The organism is Paraburkholderia sp. SIMBA_027 (genome assembly GCF_046535315.1).
Classification (GTDB): Bacteria; Pseudomonadota; Gammaproteobacteria; order Burkholderiales; family Burkholderiaceae; genus Paraburkholderia; species Paraburkholderia tropica.
Genome location: NZ_JAWRWY010000006.1, coordinates 108,457 through 130,554, shown reverse-complemented (window position 1 = coordinate 130,554; position 22,098 = coordinate 108,457). Strand labels below are relative to the sequence as shown.

General features: G+C 67.3%; 19 protein-coding genes. 8 read left to right on the top strand and 11 right to left on the bottom strand.

Annotated elements, in window-relative coordinates:
- Positions 1-19 precede the first annotated feature (19 nt).
- Positions 20-1,813: an arginine--tRNA ligase gene (gene argS, locus SB764_RS13235; protein WP_065062040.1), complete on the bottom strand. Its 1,794-nt coding sequence runs from the start codon at positions 1,811-1,813 to the stop codon at positions 20-22.
- A 443-nt stretch (positions 1,814-2,256) separates the two neighbouring features.
- Between argS and SB764_RS13230 the strand changes: the two genes are divergently transcribed.
- Positions 2,257-2,583 carry a DUF1840 domain-containing protein gene (locus tag SB764_RS13230; RefSeq protein ID WP_065062041.1) on the top strand — a complete coding sequence of 109 codons (327 nt, stop codon included), beginning with the start codon at positions 2,257-2,259 and terminating at the stop codon, positions 2,581-2,583.
- 160 nt (positions 2,584-2,743) lie between these two features.
- On the opposite strand, the gene SB764_RS13225 is transcribed toward SB764_RS13230, so the two are convergent.
- The 7 genes from SB764_RS13225 to SB764_RS13195 form a co-directional block, all read right to left on the bottom strand.
- Positions 2,744-2,953 carry an acid-shock protein gene (locus SB764_RS13225; RefSeq protein WP_065062043.1) on the bottom strand — a complete coding sequence of 70 codons (210 nt, stop codon included), beginning with the start codon at positions 2,951-2,953 and terminating at the stop codon, positions 2,744-2,746.
- Between the two features lie 270 nt (positions 2,954-3,223).
- A complete protein-coding gene (gene metH, locus SB764_RS13220; protein WP_410863894.1) occupies positions 3,224-5,962 on the bottom strand; it encodes a methionine synthase in 2,739 nt (912 codons plus the stop codon).
- A 47-nt stretch (positions 5,963-6,009) separates the two neighbouring features.
- Positions 6,010-7,092: a homocysteine S-methyltransferase family protein gene (locus SB764_RS13215; protein ID WP_321903978.1), complete on the bottom strand. Its 1,083-nt coding sequence runs from the start codon at positions 7,090-7,092 to the stop codon at positions 6,010-6,012.
- A gap of 270 nt (positions 7,093-7,362) precedes the next feature.
- On the bottom strand, positions 7,363-7,620 hold the full coding sequence (locus SB764_RS13210; RefSeq protein WP_065062046.1) for a DUF3567 domain-containing protein: 258 nt from the start codon (positions 7,618-7,620) through the stop codon (positions 7,363-7,365).
- A 167-nt stretch (positions 7,621-7,787) separates the two neighbouring features.
- Positions 7,788-8,576, bottom strand: coding sequence for a 3-oxoadipate enol-lactonase (gene pcaD, locus SB764_RS13205; protein WP_074981421.1), 789 nt, complete (start codon positions 8,574-8,576; stop codon positions 7,788-7,790).
- A gap of 487 nt (positions 8,577-9,063) precedes the next feature.
- The gene (locus SB764_RS13200; protein ID WP_410863754.1) at positions 9,064-10,545 is read right to left on the bottom strand and encodes a DUF3108 domain-containing protein; all 1,482 of its coding nucleotides are present in this window, start codon (positions 10,543-10,545) and stop codon (positions 9,064-9,066) included.
- Between the two features lie 362 nt (positions 10,546-10,907).
- Positions 10,908-11,816, bottom strand: coding sequence for an IclR family transcriptional regulator (locus SB764_RS13195; RefSeq protein ID WP_065062049.1), 909 nt, complete (start codon positions 11,814-11,816; stop codon positions 10,908-10,910).
- A 161-nt stretch (positions 11,817-11,977) separates the two neighbouring features.
- On the opposite strand from SB764_RS13195, the gene SB764_RS13190 reads away from it, so the two are divergent.
- From SB764_RS13190 to rfaE2, 7 genes are all read left to right on the top strand, one after another.
- Entirely contained in the window at positions 11,978-12,967 is a 990-nt protein-coding gene (locus SB764_RS13190; RefSeq protein ID WP_065062051.1) for a fumarylacetoacetate hydrolase family protein, read from the top strand.
- Positions 12,968-13,219: 252 nt separating this feature from the next.
- Positions 13,220-14,422, top strand: coding sequence for an ABC transporter substrate-binding protein (locus SB764_RS13185; protein ID WP_082992086.1), 1,203 nt, complete (start codon positions 13,220-13,222; stop codon positions 14,420-14,422).
- 72 nt (positions 14,423-14,494) lie between these two features.
- The gene (locus SB764_RS13180; protein ID WP_410863752.1) at positions 14,495-15,319 is read left to right on the top strand and encodes an enoyl-CoA hydratase/isomerase family protein; all 825 of its coding nucleotides are present in this window, start codon (positions 14,495-14,497) and stop codon (positions 15,317-15,319) included.
- A 174-nt stretch (positions 15,320-15,493) separates the two neighbouring features.
- Positions 15,494-16,291 (top strand): PhaM family polyhydroxyalkanoate granule multifunctional regulatory protein, encoded by a 798-nt coding sequence (locus SB764_RS13175; RefSeq protein WP_410863750.1) that lies wholly within the window; start codon positions 15,494-15,496, stop codon positions 16,289-16,291.
- A 63-nt stretch (positions 16,292-16,354) separates the two neighbouring features.
- Positions 16,355-17,626 (top strand): patatin-like phospholipase family protein, encoded by a 1,272-nt coding sequence (locus tag SB764_RS13170; RefSeq protein WP_410863748.1) that lies wholly within the window; start codon positions 16,355-16,357, stop codon positions 17,624-17,626.
- Between the two features lie 487 nt (positions 17,627-18,113).
- Positions 18,114-18,983, top strand: a complete 870-nt coding sequence (locus tag SB764_RS13165; RefSeq protein ID WP_065062058.1) for an acyl-ACP desaturase — start codon at positions 18,114-18,116, stop codon at positions 18,981-18,983.
- A 141-nt stretch (positions 18,984-19,124) separates the two neighbouring features.
- Positions 19,125-19,607, top strand: a complete 483-nt coding sequence (gene rfaE2, locus SB764_RS13160; RefSeq protein WP_065062060.1) for a D-glycero-beta-D-manno-heptose 1-phosphate adenylyltransferase — start codon at positions 19,125-19,127, stop codon at positions 19,605-19,607.
- A 49-nt stretch (positions 19,608-19,656) separates the two neighbouring features.
- On the opposite strand, the gene SB764_RS13155 is transcribed toward rfaE2, so the two are convergent.
- From SB764_RS13155 to SB764_RS13145, 3 genes are all read right to left on the bottom strand, one after another.
- The gene (locus SB764_RS13155) at positions 19,657-19,896 is read right to left on the bottom strand and encodes a hypothetical protein (protein ID WP_065062062.1); all 240 of its coding nucleotides are present in this window, start codon (positions 19,894-19,896) and stop codon (positions 19,657-19,659) included.
- A 130-nt stretch (positions 19,897-20,026) separates the two neighbouring features.
- Positions 20,027-20,854: a type III pantothenate kinase gene (locus tag SB764_RS13150; protein WP_321869057.1), complete on the bottom strand. Its 828-nt coding sequence runs from the start codon at positions 20,852-20,854 to the stop codon at positions 20,027-20,029.
- Positions 20,851-21,765: a biotin--[acetyl-CoA-carboxylase] ligase gene (locus SB764_RS13145; protein ID WP_065062066.1), complete on the bottom strand. Its 915-nt coding sequence runs from the start codon at positions 21,763-21,765 to the stop codon at positions 20,851-20,853. The genes SB764_RS13150 and SB764_RS13145 overlap by 4 nt, the downstream gene beginning before the upstream one ends.
- Positions 21,766-22,098: the final 333 nt, after the last annotated feature.

The window sequence follows — 22,098 nt, the reverse complement described above, 5'->3', positions numbered from 1 at the left end:
GACGCATGCGTCAGTTGCGTTACATGCGCTCGGGCGCCGACACGCCGATCATCGCGAGACCGTTCGCGAGCACCTGGCGCGTGGCCGCGAGCAGCGCGACGCGCGCATCGCGCTCGGCCGCGTCGTCGACGAGAACGCGTTCGGCATTGTAGAACGAGTGGAATTCAGCCGCGAGTTCGCGCAGATAGAACGCGACCGCGTGCGGCGCGAGTTCGCCGGCCGCATGCGTGAGCATGTCCGGATATTCGGCGAGCTTGGCGATGAGCGCGAGCGCGCGTTCGCTCGACAGCGGCGCGAGGTCGATCTGCGGCAGTGCGTCGAGCTTGCCGCCGAACTTGCCCTGCCAGTCGCCGAGAATCGACGAGATGCGTGCGTGCGCGTATTGCACGTAATACACCGGGTTTTCGTCGTTTTCCTTCAGCGCGAGGTCGATGTCGAACACGAATTCCGTGTCGGCCTTGCGCGAGATGAGGAAGAAGCGCACGGCGTCGCGGCCGCGGCGGATGGTCGCTTCGTCGAGCTGATCCGGCGCGACGTCGCTGCCCGCGCGGTCCACATCGGCGCCGCCCGACCATTCGATCAGGTCGCGCACGGTCACGTAGCTGCCCGCGCGCTTGGAGATCTTCACTTCCTGGCCGTCGCGCATGACGGTGACCATCTTGTGCAGCACGTAGTCGGGATAGCCCGTCGGAATGCCGATGCCGAGCGCCTGCAGGCCCGCGCGCACGCGCGCGATGGTGCCGTGGTGGTCCGAGCCCTGGACGTTGATGACCTTGGTGAAGCCGCGTTCCCACTTGGTGACGTGGTATGCGACGTCCGGCAGGAAGTACGTGTAGGTGCCGTCGGACTTGCGCATCACGCGGTCCTTGTCGTCGCCGTAGTCGGTCGTCTTGAGCCACAGCGCGCCGTCCTGCTCGTAGGTCTGGCCCGAGGCGATCAGCGACTCGACGGTCTTCTCGACGCGGCCTTCGGTGTAGAGCGACGTTTCGAGGTAGTAGCGGTCGAACTTCACGCCGAACGCCTGCAGGTCGAGATCCTGCTCGTGGCGCAGGTAGGCGACGGCGAAGCGGCGGATCGCTTCGAGGTCTTCCGGATCCTTCGCGCCGGTGACGGGCTCGCCGTCCTTGGCCGCGACGGTTTCGCCCGCGAGGTAGTCGCGTGCGATCTCGGCGATGTATTCGCCGTTGTAGGCGGCTTCGGGCCAGCCCGCGTCGCCCGGCTTCAGGCCGCGCGCGCGCGCCTGGGTGGAGACGGCGAGATTGCCGATCTGCACGCCCGCGTCGTTGTAGTAGAACTCGCGGTGCACGTCGTAGCCCTGCGAGCCGAGCACGTTCGAGATGGCGTCGCCGAGCGCGGCCTGACGGCCGTGGCCGACGTGCAGCGGACCGGTGGGATTGGCCGAGACGAACTCGACCAGCACGCGCTTGCCGGCTTCGCGCTGCGAGCGGCCGAACGCGGCGCCTTCGGCGAACACGGCGCCGAGCACGGCGCGCTTGGCGTCGACGGTCAGGCGCAGGTTGATGAAGCCGGGACCGGCCACTTCGGCGTCGGCGATCAGACCGGCGGCGGCGGGCAGCGCCTTCACGGCGTCGACGATCTGCTGGGCCAGCGCGCGCGGATTGGCGCGCAGCGGCTTGGCGAGCTGCATCGCGACGTTGCAGGCGACGTCGCCGTGTGCGGCGACCTTCGGACGCTCGAGCGCGATCGTGGGCACGACGAATGCGGCTTCGGTCGCGCCCTCGGTGGCCTTCGCCACCTGGGCGACGGCGTCGGCGAGCAGAGTCTCCAGGGTGTGTTTCTGTGCGGGCAGCATGCTTGTTGCAGGTCCTGTGCGGGTAGTTGGGTGCGGGGCCGGCCCGCATGAAGCGCGAAGGCCGGCGCTTGCCGTCGAATTCGGGTGAGGGCGGGGCACCGCCGCCGGCCTTTGTCAGCTTTCAGGCCAGCGATCGGGGCAGCTAACCCGCCACGTTCTGGCCGGTTGGCCGCCTGTCCGGCGGCTGTCGCGTCAGGCGCGCGCGTCGCGCGCTGGCTGTGGCGTACCGGCTGGCCGGACAGGGCCGCGCCCTGCGGGTAATTCCGTCCAGACGGATTTTAGCAGGTGCTAATATGTGAAATGAGAAGCCCGGCACACCCGGGCTCGCCAGTTTCGCTTTTCCGCTGGCGCATCTCCGGTTGCGGGGCGCCAGTTACAGCGGGCGCCGGCAACGGCGTCCAGCCCAGGTCAAGCGGACATCAAAAATCATAAAGGGAACAGACATGCTGGTTACATTCAAATGCCACGCGTCGCCTGACGTGACGATGCTGGAAAATCTCGCGCAATACCTCCTCGGCATCATCGGCAAGCGGCTCGGCGAGCGCGGCGTGATCACGCACGAGGAACTCGACACGGCCATCGGCAAGCTCGAAGCGGCCATCGCCACCGACAAGAAGGATCGCGCCGAACACGAAGGCCATTTCCACGAAGGCGAAGACGGCTACGAGCATCACGAACTGCCGCCGGGCCTCGCCCAGCGCGCGTTCCCGTTCCTCGACATGCTGCGCGCGGCGAAGAAAGAAGACAACGACATCGTGTGGGGCATCTGACGCGCCCTTGCGCGGACGGCCGCGAACGTCGAGCGTGCTGAGTTTCGAAGCCGACGACGTCGCGCGCTGGGTGTGAGTCGCACGGTGAACTGCAAAAAAGAAAGAGCCCGCTCGATGCGGGCTCTTTGCTTTTTCAAGCGCTGGCGGCGCGTGACGCCGCTTACTCGCTGGCCGCTGCCGGCGCGGCTTCGGCGGCCGAGGCCGCACCTTTCTTGACCTTCTTTTTCTTCGGCTTCTTCACGTGCTTTTCGGTGGGCGCCGAATACGACGACACCGCGCTCGACTCGTGAGGCGCGGCCGGCTGGGCGAACGACGGCTGCGCGAGCGCCGCGACGCCGAAGGCGGTCAACATCAACATCAGCTTCTTCATACGATTCTCCAAAGGCGATTTTTTTAAGGACTTGCTGATGATCGAGCCGGCGCGGCGCCGGACGATGCGCGCCGCCGCGTTTGGCCAAGGGTGAAGCGCTGCCATCTTACAAAGCCGAAAAATGACGCGCGCGTAATATTCAGTCTATCGAATGGCATATGTCGGCTGGCTGCAACGGACGCGTCCGGGGCTGGACAGCCGCGGCGCGCGGGCCGGGTCACAGCGATCCGCCGCGACCCGCCGCGACTCGCCGCAATCGCCGACTCACCCTCAGAGCAGCGGCGCGAGCGCGCGGCGTGCGTCCTCTTCGGAAAGCGCCATGCGGCGGCCGAAGTCCGCGAGCTGGTCCTGGCCGATCTTGCCGACGGAGAAATACGTGCTGTCCGGATGCGCGAGATAGAAGCCCGAGACGCTCGCCGCCGGCAGCATCGCCAGCGATTCGGTCACGCTCATGCCGATCTCGTTGGCCTGCAGCACGTCGAACATGTCGCGCTTGACGAGGTGATCCGGGCAAGCCGGATAGCCCGGCGCCGGACGGATGCCCGCGTATTTCTCGGCGATCAGCGCGTCGTTGTCGAGCGTCTCGCCCGACGCATAGCCCCACAGGTCGCGGCGCACGCGTGCGTGCATCGCCTCGGCGAACGCTTCCGCGAAACGGTCGGCGAGCGCCTTGAGCATGATCGCGCTGTAGTCGTCGTGATCCTTCTCGAACTGCGCTTCCTTCACGTCCACGCCAATGCCCGCCGTGACCGCGAACATGCCGATGTAGTCGGCCTTGCCCGAGTCCTTCGGCGCGATGAAGTCGGCGAGACAGCGGTTCGGGCGCATCACGCCGTCCACCACCGGACGCACCGACTGCTGGCGCAGATTGCGCCACGTCATCGCGACTTCCGTGCGCGAGTCGTCGGTGTAGATCTCGATGTCGTCGTCGTTGACGGTGTTCGCGGGCAAGAGCGAGATCACGCCGTTCGCCTGCAGCCAGCGGCCCTGGATCAGGCGCGAGAGCATCGACCTGGCGTCGGAGAACACCTTGCGCGCCGACTCGCCGACGATCTCGTCGTTGAGGATCTGCGGATACGGACCGGCCAGATCCCAGGTCTGGAAGAACGGGCCCCAGTCGATGTACTGCGCCAGCTCGTTCAGGTCGTAGTTCTTGAACACGCGGCGGCCGATGAACTTCGGCTTCACGGGTTCGAAGCCGGTCCAGTCGATCTTCGTCTTGTTGGCGCGCGCGGCTTCGAGCGTGACCATCGGCTGCGCCTTCTTGTTGGCGTGCTGCTCGCGAACGCGGTCGTAATCGGTCTTGAGTTCGTCGATGTACTTCGCCGCGCCTTCGTCGGACAGCAGGCTCGACGCCACCGACACCGAGCGCGACGCGTCCGGCACGTACACGACCGGGCCTTCGTAGTGCGGCGCGATCTTCACGGCCGTGTGCACGCGCGAGGTGGTCGCGCCGCCGATCAGCAGCGGAATCTTCTTCACGCGGAAATAGTCGTCGCGCTGCATTTCGCTCGCGACGTAGGCCATCTCTTCGAGCGACGGCGTGATGAGGCCGGACAGACCGATGATGTCCGCGCCCTCGACCTTCGCCTTCGCGAGAATCTCGTTGCACGGGACCATCACGCCCATGTTGACCACTTCGAAGTTGTTGCACTGGAGCACGACCGACACGATGTTCTTGCCGATGTCGTGCACGTCGCCCTTCACGGTCGCGATGACGATCTTGCCCTTCGCGCGCACGTCCGCGCCCGATTCGGCGAGCAGACGCTTTTCTTCCTCGATGAACGGAATCAGGTGCGCGACGGCCTGCTTCATCACGCGCGCCGACTTCACCACTTGCGGCAGGAACATCTTGCCCTGACCGAACAGGTCGCCGACGATGTTCATGCCGTCCATCAGCGGGCCTTCGATCACGTTGATCGGACGGCCGCCGCCGCCCATGATCTCCTGGCGCGCTTCCTCGGTATCTTCGACGATGAAGTTCGTGATGCCGTGCACGAGCGCATGCGCAAGACGCTTCTCGACGTCCTGATTGCGCCACTCCAGGTTCTCTTCCTTCTTCGCCGCGCCGGTCTTGAACTTGTCGGCGATTTCGAGCAGACGGTCGGTGGCGTCGTCGCGGCGATTGAGCACCACGTCTTCGACGCGCTCGCGCAGTTCGGCGTCGAGATCGGCATACACGCCGAGCTGGCCCGCGTTCACGATGCCCATGTCCATGCCCGCCTGGATGGCGTGGTAGAGGAACACGGTGTGGATCGCCTCGCGCACCGGGTCGTTGCCGCGGAACGAGAACGACACGTTCGAGACGCCGCCGCTGATCTTCGCGTGCGGCAGGTTCCGCTTGATCCAGCGCGTGGCTTCGATGAAGTCCACCGCGTAGTTGTTGTGTTCCTCGATGCCCGTGGCGACCGCGAAGATGTTCGGGTCGAAGATGATGTCTTCGGGCAGGAAGCCGACTTCGTTCACGAGCACGTCGTACGAGCGCTGGCAGATCTCGATCTTGCGCTGATACGTGTCGGCCTGGCCGGTTTCGTCGAACGCCATCACCACGGCCGCCGCGCCGTAACGGCGGATCAGCTTCGCGTGATGGATGAACGGCTGCTTGCCTTCCTTGAGCGAGATCGAGTTGACGATGGCCTTGCCCTGCACGCATTGCAGGCCCGCTTCGATCACGTCCCACTTCGACGAATCGATCATGATCGGCACGCGCGCGATGTCGGGCTCGGAGGCGATCAGATTCATGAAGCGCACCATCGCCGCTTTCGAATCGAGCATCGCCTCGTCCATGTTGACGTCGATGATCTGCGCGCCGTTTTCGACCTGCTGGCGCGCGACTGCGAGCGCCTCGTCGAACTGGCCGTTGAGAATCATGCGCGCGAACGCCTTCGAGCCGGTCACGTTGGTGCGCTCGCCCACGTTGATGAACAGCGTGCCGTCCGTCACGTTGAACGGTTCGAGGCCGGAGAGTCGCAGGGTATGGTCAGTCATGGCGGGGGACCGGGTCGTCAGGGTTCGTCGGTGTGTCGTTTAAGGGTAGCGGGGCGTGTCGGCGCGTCTTATTCGACGTCGCGATACTGGCCCGGCCAGCGGCGCGGCTTGATCTCTGCGAGCGCCTTCGCGATGGCCGCGATGTGTTCGGGCGTGGTGCCGCAGCAGCCGCCGGCGACGTTCACGAGACCGGCCGTGGCGAACTCCTTCAGGAGCCCCGAGGTGTCGGCGGGCAGTTCGTCGAAGCCGGTGTCGCTCATCGGGTTCGGCAGGCCCGCGTTCGGGTAGCACGACACGTAGGTGTCGCACAGCTTCGCGAGTTCGGCGATATACGGGCGCATCAGCGCCGCGCCGAGCGCGCAGTTCAGGCCGAACGTGAGCGGCTTCGCGTGACGCAGCGAATTCCAGAACGCCTCGACGGTTTGACCCGAGAGAATGCGGCCCGAGGCGTCGGTGACGGTGCCCGAGATCATGATCGGCAGGTTCTCGCCGGTGTCCTCGAACAGCTGGTCGAGCGCGAACAGCGCGGCCTTGGCGTTGAGCGTGTCGAAGATCGTCTCGACGAGGAACAGATCGCAGCCGCCGTCCAGCAGCGCCTTGGCCTGCTCGTAGTACGCGCGGCGCAGTTCCTCGAAAGTCACGTTGCGCGCGCCCGGATCGTTGACGTCGGGCGAGATGCTCGCGGTCTTCGGCGTCGGTCCGATCGCGCCCGCGACGAAGCGCGGCTTGTCGGGCGTCGAGTACTGGTCGCACGCGGCGCGCGCGAGTTTCGCCGACTCCACGTTCATCTCGATGGCGAGTTCGCCCATGCCGTAGTCGTCCTGCGCCACCGTGGTCGCGCCGAACGTGTTGGTTTCGATGATGTCCGCGCCCGCGGCGAGATACTGGTCGTGAATCTCGCGGATGATCTGCGGCTGCGTGAGCGAGAGCAGTTCGTTATTGCCCTTGATGTCGCGCGGATAGTCCTTGAAGCGCTCGCCGCGATAAGCGGCTTCGTCGAGCTTGTAGCGCTGGATCATCGTGCCCATCGCGCCGTCGAGAATCAGGATGCGCGAAGCGAGCAGCGCGGGCAGCGCGGCGCCGCGCGTGTAGCGGGTGGGCGCGGAAGTGTTCGCGGCGGGACGCGAAACGGTGTCGGCAGGCTGGTTCATGGGTCGCGAGCGGGCGTGGAGCCGGTTGGACGGGGAAACCCGTTATTGTAGCCGCAGCCGGGGCGCCGCGCTGGCGCGCAAGGCCCGCAGCGGGCTGGGGGGCGAGGGCGCGCGGGCGCGCAGCGGCGAGGCGTGAGAACTGGCGCGTCGCGCGGACGAAGCAAACCCGCCGGACAAAGAAAACCCCGCGCGACCGCGAGGCCAGGCGGGGTTTTCCGGGCGGGGTGCCGCCGCTGCGCGTCGCCGGTTCGCGGCGATGCGCTCAGAGGGTCAGTGGAGCACCACGGGTTGCTGCATCAGACTGTCGAACTGTCCGAGGAATTCGTCAACCTCGTCGAGCGACTGGTCTTCCTCCATCAACTTCTGTACGTCTTCGCGAAAACGCGCGGCCATTGCGCCGTCGATGAAGATCTCGCGACGCGAGTTCTTGTCGACGATCTCGTACCCGCCCGAGCGCATGGCGACATGGCCGTCCTGCGGCGGAAACTCGACAACGCAATAATTCGGACTGTTGTAGATCATCTGCATGGCGACACTCCTTTTTCCTGTGCTCCCTCACTGCTTGAGTTGATACATGGAGCGTTCGTTCTGGAATTCAAGGGGTGGGTCCCACTGCACCTCTTGTTTTCGACTGCTCTCCCTCGGGGTTCCGTCTGTTTCAGTCTTTGCTTCGTGATGCTACCGGGTGCAACTTCTTAGACCTGCTGGCGAAGAAACGTTTCAAGCAAGGCCGCGAATCCTTGCGACTCCTCTACCGGGGCCAGATGCGCGGCGTCGAGCAATTCGTAGCGTGCGCCCGCGATGGCCCGCGCGAGTGCTTCGGTGTGTGCGGGCGGCGTGCCGCTGTCGTGACGCCCCGCGACGGCGAGCGTGGGCACGCGCAGCCGCGCGAGCCGCTCGTGCACGTCGAAGTCGCGTAGCGCCTCGCAGGCGCGTGCATAACCTTCAGCAGGCGTGCGTAACAACACGTCGCAGACTTGCGCGACCGTATCGCGATGCGTCCGGCGGAAATCCGCCGTGAACCAGCGCGCCATCGTCACGTCGGCGAGCGCGGCGAGACCTTCGCGTCGTACGAGCGCGGCGCGCTCGTTCCAGCTCTCGCGCGCTTCGGGCGCGGTGCGGCTCGCGGTGTCGCAAAGCGTGAGTGAGAGCACGCGCTCCGCGTAATCGAGTGCGAACTGTTGCGCGATCATGCCGCCCATCGACATGCCCACGAGATGCGTCGCGCGAATGTCGCGGTCGTCGAGCAGCGCGGCGAGATCGGCGGCGAGTTCGCGCATGCCGAAAGCCTCGTGCGCGACCGCGCTGCCGCCATGGCCGCGCACGTCGTAGCGCAGCACGCGATGACGATGGCGGAAGTGTCCCGCAAGCGCATCCCACACCGTGAGATCGCCACCCAGCTGGTGAATGAACGTCAGCGCCGGGCCCCCGCTGCGGTCTTCGAAGACGTAGCGCGTATCGATGCCGTTGACAGTCGCTTGCATGCGTTCCTCCTTCACCGTAGTGGGTTGGGAGTCAGGCTGATTGCGCGGTACTGCCCGAACGCACGGTTGTCGCAAGCGGCGCGCCTGAAAGCGGCGCGCGATGATGCCGACCGGCGTTCATGGCGCTATCCGTGATGCATCGCGGACGTTCGTGAGTCTCTTGCCGTTATGTGCAACGGTTGTGCGTGACGCTGTATTCCGTGTTGCGTACGACACGGCCTCCCTCGAGCCGTTTCTTCAGTCCTTTCTGTTGCTCGCCTTGCAGTCGTTCTGCGTGACTTCGCGGGGCGCTCGAAGGCTGGTGCCGGGCGCAGCGCCGCGTAAGCGGCAGACGGTGCATAGCCGTCTGCGCGCGTGGCCAAAGCGGGTCGCTTTGTCGATTCCAGTATGCGCTATTTCCCAAAACCGTGCGGAAAGATGGGCGGCTTTTGCGGCGTGCGCGCGACTTCTTTGCGACCCAGTGTGCGCTGACGCGCGCAATGGCGTTTCAGGGATGAAGCGGAGCGTCGGCGGGCGGCAGCGAGGGCGTTGCAGGCGATGAAGATTCCGGCGTCGCCGAGGGCTGCGCGACCGCTGGCGCATCGGTTGGCGCGGCGTTGCTGTTCTCGCTGCCGCCTGCCGTGGGGGCGGCTGCGGACGAGGCATCCGGCGTGGCCGGCGTGGCCGGCGGCGCATTCGTCATATCGGTCGACGGCGTGGAGGGCGCTGCATTCGGCGAGGCATTCGTCGGCACTGCATTCGGCGCAACATTCGACGCTGCGTCCGGCGCTGCATTCTGCGTGGCATCCGGCGCAGCGTTGCTTGCGCTGCCGCCGCCAGGCGGCACCAGCGCGCCGCGCCAGACCAGTTCGAATTCGTTGCCGTTCGGCTCCGTCTGCATGATGCGCACGGGCAGCCAGCCGAGCGCGGGCGCGAGCCAGACGTCGATGCGGCGTTTGTCGCCGTCATGGCGCGGCAGGCGCATGAAATGACGCGCGGTCACGTAGCCGTGATCGGTGCTCACCGTTTCGTCGCCGATGGTGGTGATGGGCCAGCTCTCGCCGCTGTCGTTGTCGGCGACATAGAACTCGCGCGTGACGCCGGGCTTGTACGTCTCCGGATCGCCGCGCACCAAACTCGCGAGTTGCATGACCATGCTGAAGCGGTCCTGCGCGCCGTCGGGCAGCGCGAGCGAATTCGGCGTCCGCGTAAAAACGATCTGCTTCTGGTCGCGATTGAACACGGTGACGTCGGCGGGACGGCGGCCGCGTTTCTCGATGTACTGATCGGGCGCGAGGCCGAACGGATCGACGTGACCCTTGCTGGTCCAGCTGAAGGTGCCGACGAAAGGCAGCGGTACTTCGACGACCATCTCGTAGTGCTGGCCGTCGCTCTTCCAGTGGATCGTGCCGGGCTGATTGCGCACGCCGTTATAAAACGTGTCGTACTGCAATTCGCCCGACGGCGGTACCGAAAACTTGAGGCCGTGCGAGGCCTGGGCGGCTTGTGCAGACGGGTTGTTGCCGTTGCCGCCGCCCTTGGCCGCGGCGGTGCCGCTCGCGCCGGTCGCGGCGCTGGCGGCCGATGCGTCCGATGCCGCCGAAGCGTCCGATGCCGCATCCGCGCTCGATGCCGGCGTCTCGGGCGCGGCGGCGACGTTGGGGTGCGGATGAGGCTGCGGCGGCGCGACGGCCTGTAGCGTGTGCGGCGGCGCGGGCGCGCGCTTGACCGGGGCCGGTCTGGCGGGCTTCGGCGCCGGCGTCTGCGCCGCGCCGGCGGGGCGCGCCTGCTGCTCGATGCGCTCGGTCTTGAGCAGACGCACCTGCACGGGCACATGCACCTTCGCGGCCGAGGGCGGCGCGCCGTGATGCCGCTCGAACCACTCGGCGGCGAGCCAATGCAGCGCCGTCACCGCGACGAACACGGCCACCCAGCGCCAGGGGCGCGCTCGGGCGGGGTTGCGGCGGTTGTCGGTGGCGGAGGTGGACATCGGCGGGGCTTGGCGTCGTCGGGGCGTCGGGGTACAGGTGCGGCTGGATGGGCGTGTGTCGCAGGCGTTACTGTGACATGTCGCACCCACGCGCTGCAAAAAGGCGCGCGCGGGCTCGCGAAACGACGCAGAAGCAACGCAGAAGCAACGCAGAAGCAACGCAGAAGCAACGCAGAAGCAACGCAGAAGCAACGCAAAAGCCCAACCCCGGCGCACGCCGCGTACCGTCCGCCGCCGCTTCGCCGCTTCGCCGCTTCGCCGCTTCGCCGCTTCGCCGCTTCGCCGCTTCGCCGCTTCGCCGCTTCGTCGCTTCGTCGCTTCGCTGCTTCGTCGCTTCGTCGCTTCGTCGCTTCGTCGCTTCGTCAGCGTTCCGCGGGGCTGTACCCCAATTCGTACGACAGCTTGTCGGCGCATGCGCGCAGCGCCGTATCCACCGCGCCGTTCCAGCCGATATCGAACGCCCCTTCGTGGCCGAGCGCGATCAGCCCGAGCGCCAGTTCGCCGCTCGCGTCGAACACCGGCGTGCAGAACGCGTGGATGGTCGGCAGCAGCATGCCTTCCACGCGCGCCGCGCCGTGCTCGCGCACGTCAGCGAGCGCGCGTTCGAGTTCGTCGGCCGTGCGCGGCGTGGAGCCGTACGAGAAGTGCTGCGCGCTGCCCAGTTCGCGCTCGATCATCGGCGCGGTCTTGCTGCGCGGCAGGTAGGCGGCGAACAGCAGGCCGGTCGCGGAGCTGAGCATCGGCATGACGTCGCCGAGCTTGAGCGACGCCTTGGCCGGATGCGTCGATTCCAGCCAGTGCACGACGGTCGGCCCCTGGTTGCCCCACACGGCGATGCCCACGGTGATGTCGAGCGCGTCGCGCAGTTCGGCCAGCGCGAGGCGCGCGAGCTTCACGCCGTCCACGCGCGCGAGCCGCGCAAGACCGAGTTGCAGCGCGAAACCGCCGAGTTCGTAGCGCCCGGACAGCGGATCCTGCGCGACCACGCCAAGGCGCAGAAAGCTCACGAGATAGCGATGCGCCTTCGCCGGGCTCATGCCCGCGCGTTGCGCGAGGTCGCGCAGCATCATCGCGCGCGGCTCGTTCGTCAGCACCTCGAGCAGGCGGAAACCCACTTCGATCGACTGGATGCCCGAGCGCAGTTTTTCCTCGCCGCCTTCGCCGTGTTCCGCGCTTTCGTTGACGTCGTCGAGATCGGCATCGGTGTCGGCGAGGGCCGTGGACGCGGCGAGTGTGCGGGCGCTGGGCGCGGAGCGGGGGGACTTCGGCATGAAGGCGTCGATGTTTTTGAGGCGGTCGTCGGGGCGGATCGGGGCGCGGCGGATTCAGGCAACGGGTCAGCGACGTGGCAGGCAAACCTGCGCGCTGCTTGGGTCGCGCCGATTCACCATCGTAGAATACATTTCCTCTATCGTCATCCACGCCTCACCACATGAAACTTGCCACGCTGAAGGACGGCACCCGCGACGGCCAGCTGATCGTCGTTTCCCGCGACCTGCGCAGCGCCGCCATCGCCGATGCGATCGCGCCCACGTTGCAGCGCGTGCTCGACGACTGGCGCTTCTACGCGCCGCAACTGCTCGACCTCTACGAAGCGCTCAACCAGGGCCGCGCCCGCAACACCTTCAGCTTCGACGCCCGCGACTGCATGGCGCCGCTGCCGCGCGCCTATCAGTGGGCAGACGGCTCGGCTTACGTGAACCACGTCGAGCTGGTGCGGCGCGCGCGCGGCGCGGAGATGCCGCCCGAGTTCTGGACCGATCCGCTCATGTACCAGGGCGGCAGCGACGACTTCATCGGTCCGACCGACGACATCGTGTGCGCCTCGGAAGCCTTCGGCATCGACTTCGAAGCGGAAGTGGCGGTGATCACCGGCGACGTGCCGATGGGCGCGGGCGCCGACGAAGCGCTCAAGGCCGTGCGCCTCGTCGGGCTGGTCAACGACGTGTCGCTGCGCAACCTGATTCCCGCCGAACTCGCGAAGGGTTTCGGCTTTTTCCAGAGCAAGCCGGCCACGTCGTTTTCGCCGGTCTTCGTCACGCCCGACGAACTCGGCGAGCACTGGCGCGAAGGCCGCGTGCATCTGCCGATGCTGGTCTGGTGGAACAACAAGAAGGTCGGTCAGCCCGACGCGGGCACCGACATGGTGTTCCACTTCGGCCAGCTGATCGCGCACGCGGCGAAGACGCGCAATCTGCGCGCTGGCGCGATCGTCGGTTCGGGCACGGTCTCGAACAAGGACGCGAAGCGCGGCTACTGCTGCATCGCCGAGAAGCGCTGCCTCGAAACCATCGAGCACGGCGAGGCGAGCACGGGCTTTATGAAGTTCGGCGATTCCGTGAAGATCGAGATGCTCGACGACGCGGGCAAGTCGATCTTCGGCGCGATCGATCAGGCCGTCGCGCCGCTCGGCGGCGAGTGAGCGCGCGTCGGCGCATGCAGGACGCCTGAAAGGGTTTCGCCGGATGCCGCGCGCGCCGCGTGCGGCTACACTGGCACACGCGCTAACGACGGCGCACCGCCCGTCGCGGTGAGCGCGACATCGCCGTAGAACAAATCCGTAGAGCACGCAGGAAAAGCTGTAGCCGCATCGAAGCCGTACGCAGAATACGCTCGTCCAACATCACGCGATCCGCGCCGCCGCGTGGCTGCCGCGCGATCGACCGGAGACACCATGCCGCGCTTTCGCACCCGCCGCTTTTCCTGGGCGTCCGCCGTTTCGCCTCTTTCGTTTTTTATCCCGCCGCTCTCGTTGCTCGCGCTGTTCGCGTTGCCTTCGCTCGCGTTCGCGCAGATCAAGATCGGTCTCGTGCTTTCGCTGACGGGGCCGGCCGCGTCGCTCGGCATTCCGGCGCGCGATACCGCCGCGATGCTGCCCACGCAGATCGCGGGCCAGCAGGTGCAGTACATCGTGCTCGACGACGCGTCCGACACCACGCAAGCCGTGCAGGACACGAAGAAGCTCATCGACGAGCAACACGTGGACGCGATCATCGGTTCGTCGATCACGCCCAACACGCTGGCGATGCTCGATGTGATCGCGCAAGGCGAAACGCCGACGATCTCGCTGGCCTCGTCGGCGAAGATCATCGAGCCCGTCGACGACAAGCGTCACTGGATGTTCAAGACGCCGCAGACCGACGCGATGATGGCGGGCGCGATCGCCGAACACGCCGCCGCGCACAACGTCAAGACGCTCGCGTACATCGGGCAGGCCGACGCACTCGGCGACGCGTTCTACGCCGAAGTCGCGAAGGCGGCGCAGGCGCGCGGGATTCGCGTCGTCGCGAACGAGCGCTTCAATCGCACCGATGCGAGCGTGACGGGACAGGCGCTGCGCATCGTCGCCGGGAAGCCCGACGCCGTGGTGGTGGGCGCGGCCGGCACGCCCGCCGCGCTGCCGCCGAAGGCGCTCAAGGAGCGCGGCTACACGGGCCTCGTCTATCACAATCACGGTGTCGGCAATCGCGATTTCCTGCGCGTGTGCGGCGCCGACTGCAACGGCACGTTCCTGCCCGCGAGTCCGGTGCTGGTGGCCGCGCAACTGCCCGACAACCGGCCCGAGCGGCGTCTCGCGCTCGACTACATTGCGCGTTACGAAGCGCGATACGGCGCGGGATCGGTGTCGGCGTTCGGGGCCTATGCGTGGGACGCGGGACTGCTGCTCGACAGCGCGATTCCCGTCGCGCTGAAGTCGGCGGCGCCCGGCACGAGCGCGTTCCGTCATGCGTTGCGCGACGCCATCGAAGCCACGCGCGGTCTGCAGACGACCAACGGCGTCGTCAACATGAGCACGACCGATCACCTCGGCCTCGACGCCCGCGCGCGCGTGATGGTCGAAATCGAAAACGGAAAATGGGTCTGGCAGCCGCATTGAGGCGTGTACGCAGCGGCTGTCCAATAAATTGGTCATCCGAAATAAATCAGCAGGATCAGCAAGGAGCGCCTCATGAACGACACCTTTTACGCCCGCTATCACGCCCTGCAGGTGCGTCGGCATCCGCACGGCATCGTCGAGATCGTGATGAGCGGCGAAGGCACGAACAAGAGCGGCCTTGCCACCGCCGACGCGAACATGCATCGCGAACTCGCCGAAATCTGGCGCGACGTCGACCGCGATCCGAACGCGCGCGTGGCCGTGATTCGCGGCGAGGGCAAGGGCTTTTCGGCCGGCGGCGATCTCGCGCTCGTCGAAGACATGGCGCTGCATTTCGACGTGCGCGCACGTGTCTGGCGCGAGGCGCGCGATCTCGTCTACAACGTCATCAATTGCAGCAAGCCGATCGTCTCGGCGATGCACGGGCCGGCCGTGGGCGCGGGTCTCGTCGCGGGGCTGCTCGCCGATATTTCGATCGCCACGAAAAGCGCGCGCATCATCGACGGGCATACGCGGCTGGGCGTGGCCGCGGGCGACCACGCGGCGATCGTCTGGCCGCTGCTGTGCGGCATGGCGAAGGCGAAGTATTACCTGCTGCTCTGCGAGCCGGTGAGCGGCGAGGAGGCGGAGCGCATCGGGCTCGTGTCGCTGGCCGTCGACGAAAACGACTTGCTGCCGAAAGCGTTCGAGGTGGCGAAGCGGCTGGCCAATGGCTCGCAGACCGCGCTGCGCTGGACCAAGTACGCGCTCAACAACTGGCTGCGGCAGGCGGGACCGAACTTCGATACCTCGCTCGCGCTCGAATTCATGGGCTTCTCGGGGCCGGACGTGCGCGAAGGCGTGCAGTCGCTGCGCGAGCGTCGCGCACCGGACTTTCCGGGCGGCGATCCGTTCTGATGAGTCATTCGAGCGGCGCGGCGTATAAGGTGTCGGCGTGTTGTCCGCGCATTACCGATGTTCACGTGCGCGGTATGATCGACAGGTGTTGTACCTGCTGTCCACGCCGCACGTAACAGTAGCGATGGGCGTGCGCCGCGCGCGCGTCCATTCATCCAAGCGAGGGAGATCCGCATGACCGATTCCGCAGGCGCCGTTCCGCCGTTCCCGGGCTTTCCCGGTTTTCCGCCCGCCGAAATGCTCGACCGCATGTGGGGGATGATGCGCCTCACGCCGTTCGGCAGCGCGTTTCCCGGCAGCGAGCCGGGTGCGGGGCAGGGACTCGGGCCGTCGCTTTCGATGATGTCCGACATGATGACGCCGCTGACCAACATCGAGGAACTCGACAAGCGCATCACCGATCTGCGCGCCGTCGAGCAGTGGCTCAAGCTCAATCTGAGCATGCTCCAGTCGGCGATCCAGGCGCTCGAAGTGCAGCGCGCGACGCTCTCCACGCTGCGCGCGTTCGGCGCGTTCGCGCAAGCGCAGATGAGCCCGCCGCCCGAGCCCGAGCACGCCGCGCCGCGTCAGGCCGAAGCGAAGCCGGGCGCGCGCGCCGAATCCGATGCCGATGCCGCGGACGACGCCGAGCCGCCGCCGGGTTTCGATGCCTCGGCGTGGTGGAACCTGCTGCAATCGCAGTTCAACCAGCTTGCGCAGTTCGCGATGGCGCAGCCGGCCGCGGCGGCGCAGGCCGCGCAGGCGGCGGCCGAAGCGGCGGCGTCGGCGGGAGCTGCGGGAAGCGCGGGCGGCGCGGGATCGTCGGCGGATGCGCACGCAAGCGGCGCGCGGGCCGCGCCGCGCGCGAAGCCGTCGGCCAAGCGCAGCAGCGGCAGCAGTGGCAGTAGCGGCAGCAGTGGCAGCACGGGTGGCGCGAGCCGCACGACGGCGCGCGGCACGAAGAAGGCGCCCGCGCAGCCCGACCAGGGCTGAGGGCGCGCGGCACGCCGCGCTGGCGGTGCGCGCGGAACATGAGGAACGGGGAGCGTCGGCATCATGCGGCTAGCGCTCGTGATGATGGGCGGCGGAGCACGCGCGGCTTACCAGGCCGGCGCGCTGCGTGCGCTCGCGGAACTCGCCGCGCAGGCCGATCCGCTGCGCCGCGCGATGCCGTTCACGGTGATCTGCGGCACCTCGGCGGGCGCGATCAACGCCACCTCCATCGCGAGTCACGCCGATAACTTCGCGCTCGGTGCCGCCCGTCTCGCCGATTTCTGGGCGGATCTGCGCGCCGACAAGGTCTATCGCACCGACTGGCCCGGCATCGCGGCGGCGGGCGGCCGCTGGCTCGCGGCGCTCGCGTTCGGCTGGGCGACCTTCGGACTCGGCGCGCGACGCACGCCGCGCACGCTGTTCGACAACGCGCCGCTCGCGCACTTCCTCGCCGCCACGCTCGACTTCCACCGCATCGAGCAGATGCTCGATCAGCGCCTGCTGCACGCGCTCGCGGTGACAGCGCTCAGCTATTCGTCCGGGCGGCACCTGACCTTCTATCAGGCGAGCGAGCCGATTCAGGCCTGGCGGCGCGCCCAGCGCACGGCGCGCATGGTGGCGCTCACGCCCGAGCATCTGCTGGCGTCGGCGGCGATTCCGTATGTGTTTCCCGCCGTGCGCCTCGAACTCGACGGTCATCACGAATATTTCGGCGACGGTTCGATCCGCCAGATCGCGCCGCTCTCGCCCGCGATTCACTTTGGCGCCGAGCGCATCGTCGTGATCGGCGCGAGCGCGCCGTCGCCCGGCGCAGCCATGCCCGAAGCGCCCGAAGTGGCCGAAGCGCCTGAAGTGCTGATGGCGCGCGCCGACAGCGACGTCTACCCGACGCTCGCGCAAATCGGCCAGCAGGTGCTCGCGAGCGTGTTTCTCGATGCGCTGGGCGCCGACATCGAGCGCATCGAGCACGTCAACCGCATGGTCCTGCAACTGCAGCACACGGTCGCGCCGGAAAGCGGCTGGCGGCATATCGAGGTGCTCGCGATCGGGCCGAGCGAGCGCATCGAGCTGATCGCGGCGCGCCATTTGCAGCGGCTGCCGCTGTCCGTGCGGATGCTGCTCGGCGCGGTGGGCGGCAATCGCGCGTCGGGTGCGGCGTTCGCCAGCTATCTGCTGTTCGAGCGCGAGTTCACGCAGGCGCTGATCGATCTCGGCTACCGCGACACGCTCGCCCGGCGCGACACGCTTCTGAGCTGGCTGAGCGCGCCGTCCGGACGGCCGTCCGGTGTCGCGTCGACGCCGTCCGAGCCGCACCCGGAGGCGTCCCGGAACTGAAAGATCGGCGTGCTATCATGGTGTAAGGTTTTTCTGGCCGTCCAGTCAGAGCGACGGAGCGCCGCGAGCCCGCCTTGAGCCGGCTTCGAGCCTTGTGGCATGCGCCTCCACGCGATTTCCGATGCGATCATCGGGAGACGGCGCTGCGTCATTCTGTCGCAGCGCTGGGACGGTCCGCCGGGGGCCGCCGCGTAACACGCGGGCGAGGCGGCCAGGCGGCGTGGGCAACGCGAACCGGCGGCCCCGCGGACATTTCGGCAGCCGGGTTCGAGGCACGGTGCAACTACCCAGAACCCACGACGGCGCCTTTCACTCCGGCAGCGCGGATTGCCGCTCGACAGGAAACAATCTGTTTAGCCGCGGTGAGATTGCGTCCAGACGGCCGGTTACCGCGTAAAATTAAACGCTTTTCGCCTGTACGCCGCGTGAGGGCACGCGCCGCAGGCGGCACGCTACAAGTCGTCATGCGCAGAACAGGGGCGGGACTATGAACACGATGCTTTATCCGGAACTTTACAAGTCGCTCGAATCGGTCCGATGGGACATGGAGAAGGACATTCCGTGGGACCAATTCGACGCGTCGCTCCTGACCGACGAGCAGGCCGCGACCATCAAGATGAACGCGATCACCGAATGGTCGGCGCTGCCGGCCACGGAAATGTTCCTGCGTGACAACCATCACGACAGCGACTTTTCCGCGTTCATGAGCGTGTGGTTCTTCGAAGAACAGAAGCACTCGCTCGTGCTGATGGAATACCTGCGCCGCTTCAAGCCGGAAATGGTGCCGACCGAAGAAGAACTGCACGCCGTGCGCTTCGAATTCGATCCGGCGCCGCCGCTCGAAACGCTCATGCTGCACTTCTGCGGCGAAATCCGCCTGAACCACTGGTATCGCCGCGCTGCCGAATGGCACACGGAGCCGGTCATCAAGGCCATCTACGAAACCATTTCGCGCGACGAAGCGCGTCATGGCGGCGCGTACCTGCGCTACATGAAGAAGGCGCTCGTGAACTGCGGCGACGTCGCGCGCGCGGCCTTCGCGAAGATCGGCGTGCTGATGGCGTCGGCGCGTCGCACCGAAAAGCCGCTGCACCCCACGAACCTGCACGTGAACCAGGCGCTGTTCCCGCGCGACACGGTGCAATCGCGCCTGCCCGATCCGGAATGGCTCGAGCGCTGGCTCGACGACCAGATCCGCTTCGACGACGGCTGGGAAAAGAAGGTCATCGAACGCATTCTGCACAACCTGTCGATCCTGTTCGAACGCACGTTCAGCACGGCGCAGGAACTGAACCGCTACCGCAAGGAAGTGGTGCAGCGCCTGCAGGCCGAGCAGGGCACGCAGCAGCCGGCCTGACGCCGGCGCGCTTTCAGGCGTGCCTCGCGGCGCGCCCCGAAGCGCCCACGCATCAAGAAAACGGCCCGGTACGCTCGCGCGTCCGGGCCGTTTCACGTTGTTCATTTCCCTGATCCGTTCACTTTTTTCGAGTCACATCCGATGCCCGCTTCCTTCGAACGCAAGATCACGACGCGCGAAGCGCTCGCGCAGATGCGCGCCTCGTTGCCCGGTCCGGTGGTCTTCACCAACGGCGTCTTCGACATTCTCCATCGCGGCCACGTCACCTATCTCGCCGATGCCAGGGCGCTCGGCGCGACGCTGATCGTCGGCGTGAACAGCGACGCTTCGGTGAAGCGGCTCGGCAAGGGCGACGATCGTCCGATCAACAACGAAAACGACCGCATGGCGCTGCTGGCGGCGCTCGAAAGCGTGGATTGGGTGGTGCAGTTCGGCGAGCAGACGCCGATCGAGCTGATCGAAGCCGTGCGTCCCGACATTCTCGTGAAGGGCGGCGACTACGATATGGACGCGCTGCCCGAGTCGGCGCTCGTGCGCGGCTGGGGCGGCAAGGCGCTGGCGATTGCGTTCGAGCACGATCGCTCGACCACCAAGCTCCTGCAGAAGGTGCGCGCGCAATCCTGAGCGATTGCGCGATGCGGTAACGCGCGCGGACCGGCGCCGCGCGCCAGACTTATTGCGCGAGCGTCGACGCCTGGATGGCCGGATCGGCCACCGGGCCGCCCACCACGGGCACGTCCACTGACTCGGACGGCTTGATCGGCCGCACCGTGAGTCCCTCCGGATGGATCTGCCGGTTCAGATGCTGACGTTCGAGCGAGCCCGAAGCGGGCGTGGGGCCGAACAGACCGCGAATCGCCGCGAAGGCGAGCAGGTTGGCGAGAATCAGGATGGCGATCAGCCAGCGCAGCATCGTGTGAAACTCCGTCGAAATCGTGGTTCGAATAGGTGGGCGCCGTGCAATGCAGCGCCTCGATTGGGCTCGGGCTTGAGCCGTGTTTAGCTTGGATTTAGCCCGGATTTAGCCCGGATTTAGCCCGGATTTAGCCCGACCGCGCGATCAGCGCGAGACCGGCAAGCACCAGCGCGTCGTGGCGAGTATGCGGCACCTTGAGCGCCGCTGTCACTTCGGCCGCCGCGCCGCCGCTCACCACCAGCCGGACCGGCATTTTCCACGCATCTTGCAAATCGGCCCACGCGCGCTCGATCAGGCCTGCCTGCGCCAGCGCGCAGCCCGCCGAGATCGAGCGTTTCGTGTCGGTGGCGAAAAGCGGGCCGCGCTCCGGCGCGTCGATCAGGCCGCGCGCGTGCTGCGCGTCGAGCACCGGCAATTGCGCGGTGTGCTCGCCGAGCGCGCGCATCATCAGCGTCCAGCCGGGCGCGATCAGGCCGCCGACGAAGGTGCCGTCGGCGCGCAGCGCTTCGAGCGTGGTCGCGGTGCCGAAGGTGGCGATCAGCAGCGGCTCGCCGGGAAAGGCCGCGTGCGCGCCGATCATGCCGGCCCAGCGGTCGCTGCCGAGCGCGTTGGGCGTGCTGTAGCCGTTGGTCACGCCGCCTTGCTGCTCGCACGCGCGGATCACCGTGCGCGCGAGGCCGGGCCAGCGCGCGTCGAGCGCGGCGTCGAGGCGGCGCGCGACGGCTTCACCGGCGACGTTCGAGATCCATGCGCCGCCGGGTGCGGGCAGCGTCGCCCAATCCGCGAAATCGAGCCGGGCGTCCGGCGCGCTGTCCTTTGCGGTGTCCTGCGCTTCCTGATTCGCGTGATCTGCCGCGCCCGCGTGCAGACGCGTGCCGTCGGCGGCCACGAGGGCCCATTTGATGCGACTGTTTCCGGCGTCGATCAGCAGACAAGGCGCGGCTGCGCGGCTCATGCGCCGCCGCCCGCGAGACGCAGCGAGACGTCGCCGGTCGTGACCGATTCGCGGCCGTTCGGGGTGTCGACGAGCAACTGGCCGTTCTCGTCCACGCCGACGGCAATGCCGCGCATCAGTTCGGCGCCCTGTTCGTAGAGCGCGATTTCGCGGCCCGCGTAGGCGTGGCACGCGTTCCAGCGCGCCTGGAACGAGGCGAAGCCGTTTGCGCCGAAGCGCGCGAGCGCGTCTTCGAGCGCATTGAGTTCGGCGGCCAGCACATCGGTGAGATTCGCGCCGGGCCACACGCGCGAGAGCGCCGTGGGCGCGGCGCCGGGCACGGGCGCGGCTTGCTGCGCGGCGGGGTCGGCGTTCAGCGCTTCGACCTTCGCGGCCAGTGCGTCCGCGCCGCGCACATTGGTGCCGATGCCGATCACCACCGCCGTCGCGTCGGGCGTGCTCCACGCCGTTTCCACCAGAATCCCCACCAGCTTGTCGCCTTCGAGCAGGACGTCGTTCGGCCATTTCAGCGCGATCTGGCCGGGCGCGCTCACGGGCAGCGTGCGCAGGCCGTCGACGAGCGCCGAGCCGACCGCGAGACTCAATCCCGCGAGTCCTTCGATCGGGCGCGGGATCACGCAGGCGAGCGAGAACAGCAGCGCGTCGCCGGGCTGGGCGACCCAGCTGCGGCCGCGCCGGCCGCGGCCCGCGGTCTGCAGATACGCCACGCGCACGAGCGGACGCGCGAGCGCGTTGGTGCGATGGGGCAGCGCTTTCAGGCGCGCCATCAGGTCGGCATTGGTGGAGCCGGTTTCCTCGACGATTTCGATCGGCCAGTCGTTGGCGGCCGGGCCGAACAGCGTCACCGCGCGGTCGCGGTCGATGCGCCAGTCGTCGGCGCGCGGAGCGGGGGTGGGGGGCGTCGCATTCATGGTGCGTATTGTAGTGGCTGCACGGCGTGTGGGCGGTGCGGGACAGGCCGCCGCGAGCGCGTGGGTATCGAAGCCGGTCTGGCGCGATTTACCGGCGATTTGCCTGTTTTTTAGGCAAATTCACAGGCGGCCCACAGGCTGCCAACAGCTTATCCACGGATTCATCCACAGGCGCGTGCGGCTTTTCGCGTCGCCGCGCCGCGTATTCCACCGCGCGCCCACAGCGTACCAACAGGTCATCCACAGATTTGTCCACAGCCCGCGCCGCCGCCGTTTGGCTCGCGGCGGAGTTCGGGCGGAACCGGCGCGGGATCGATGCAGAATCGGTGCGCG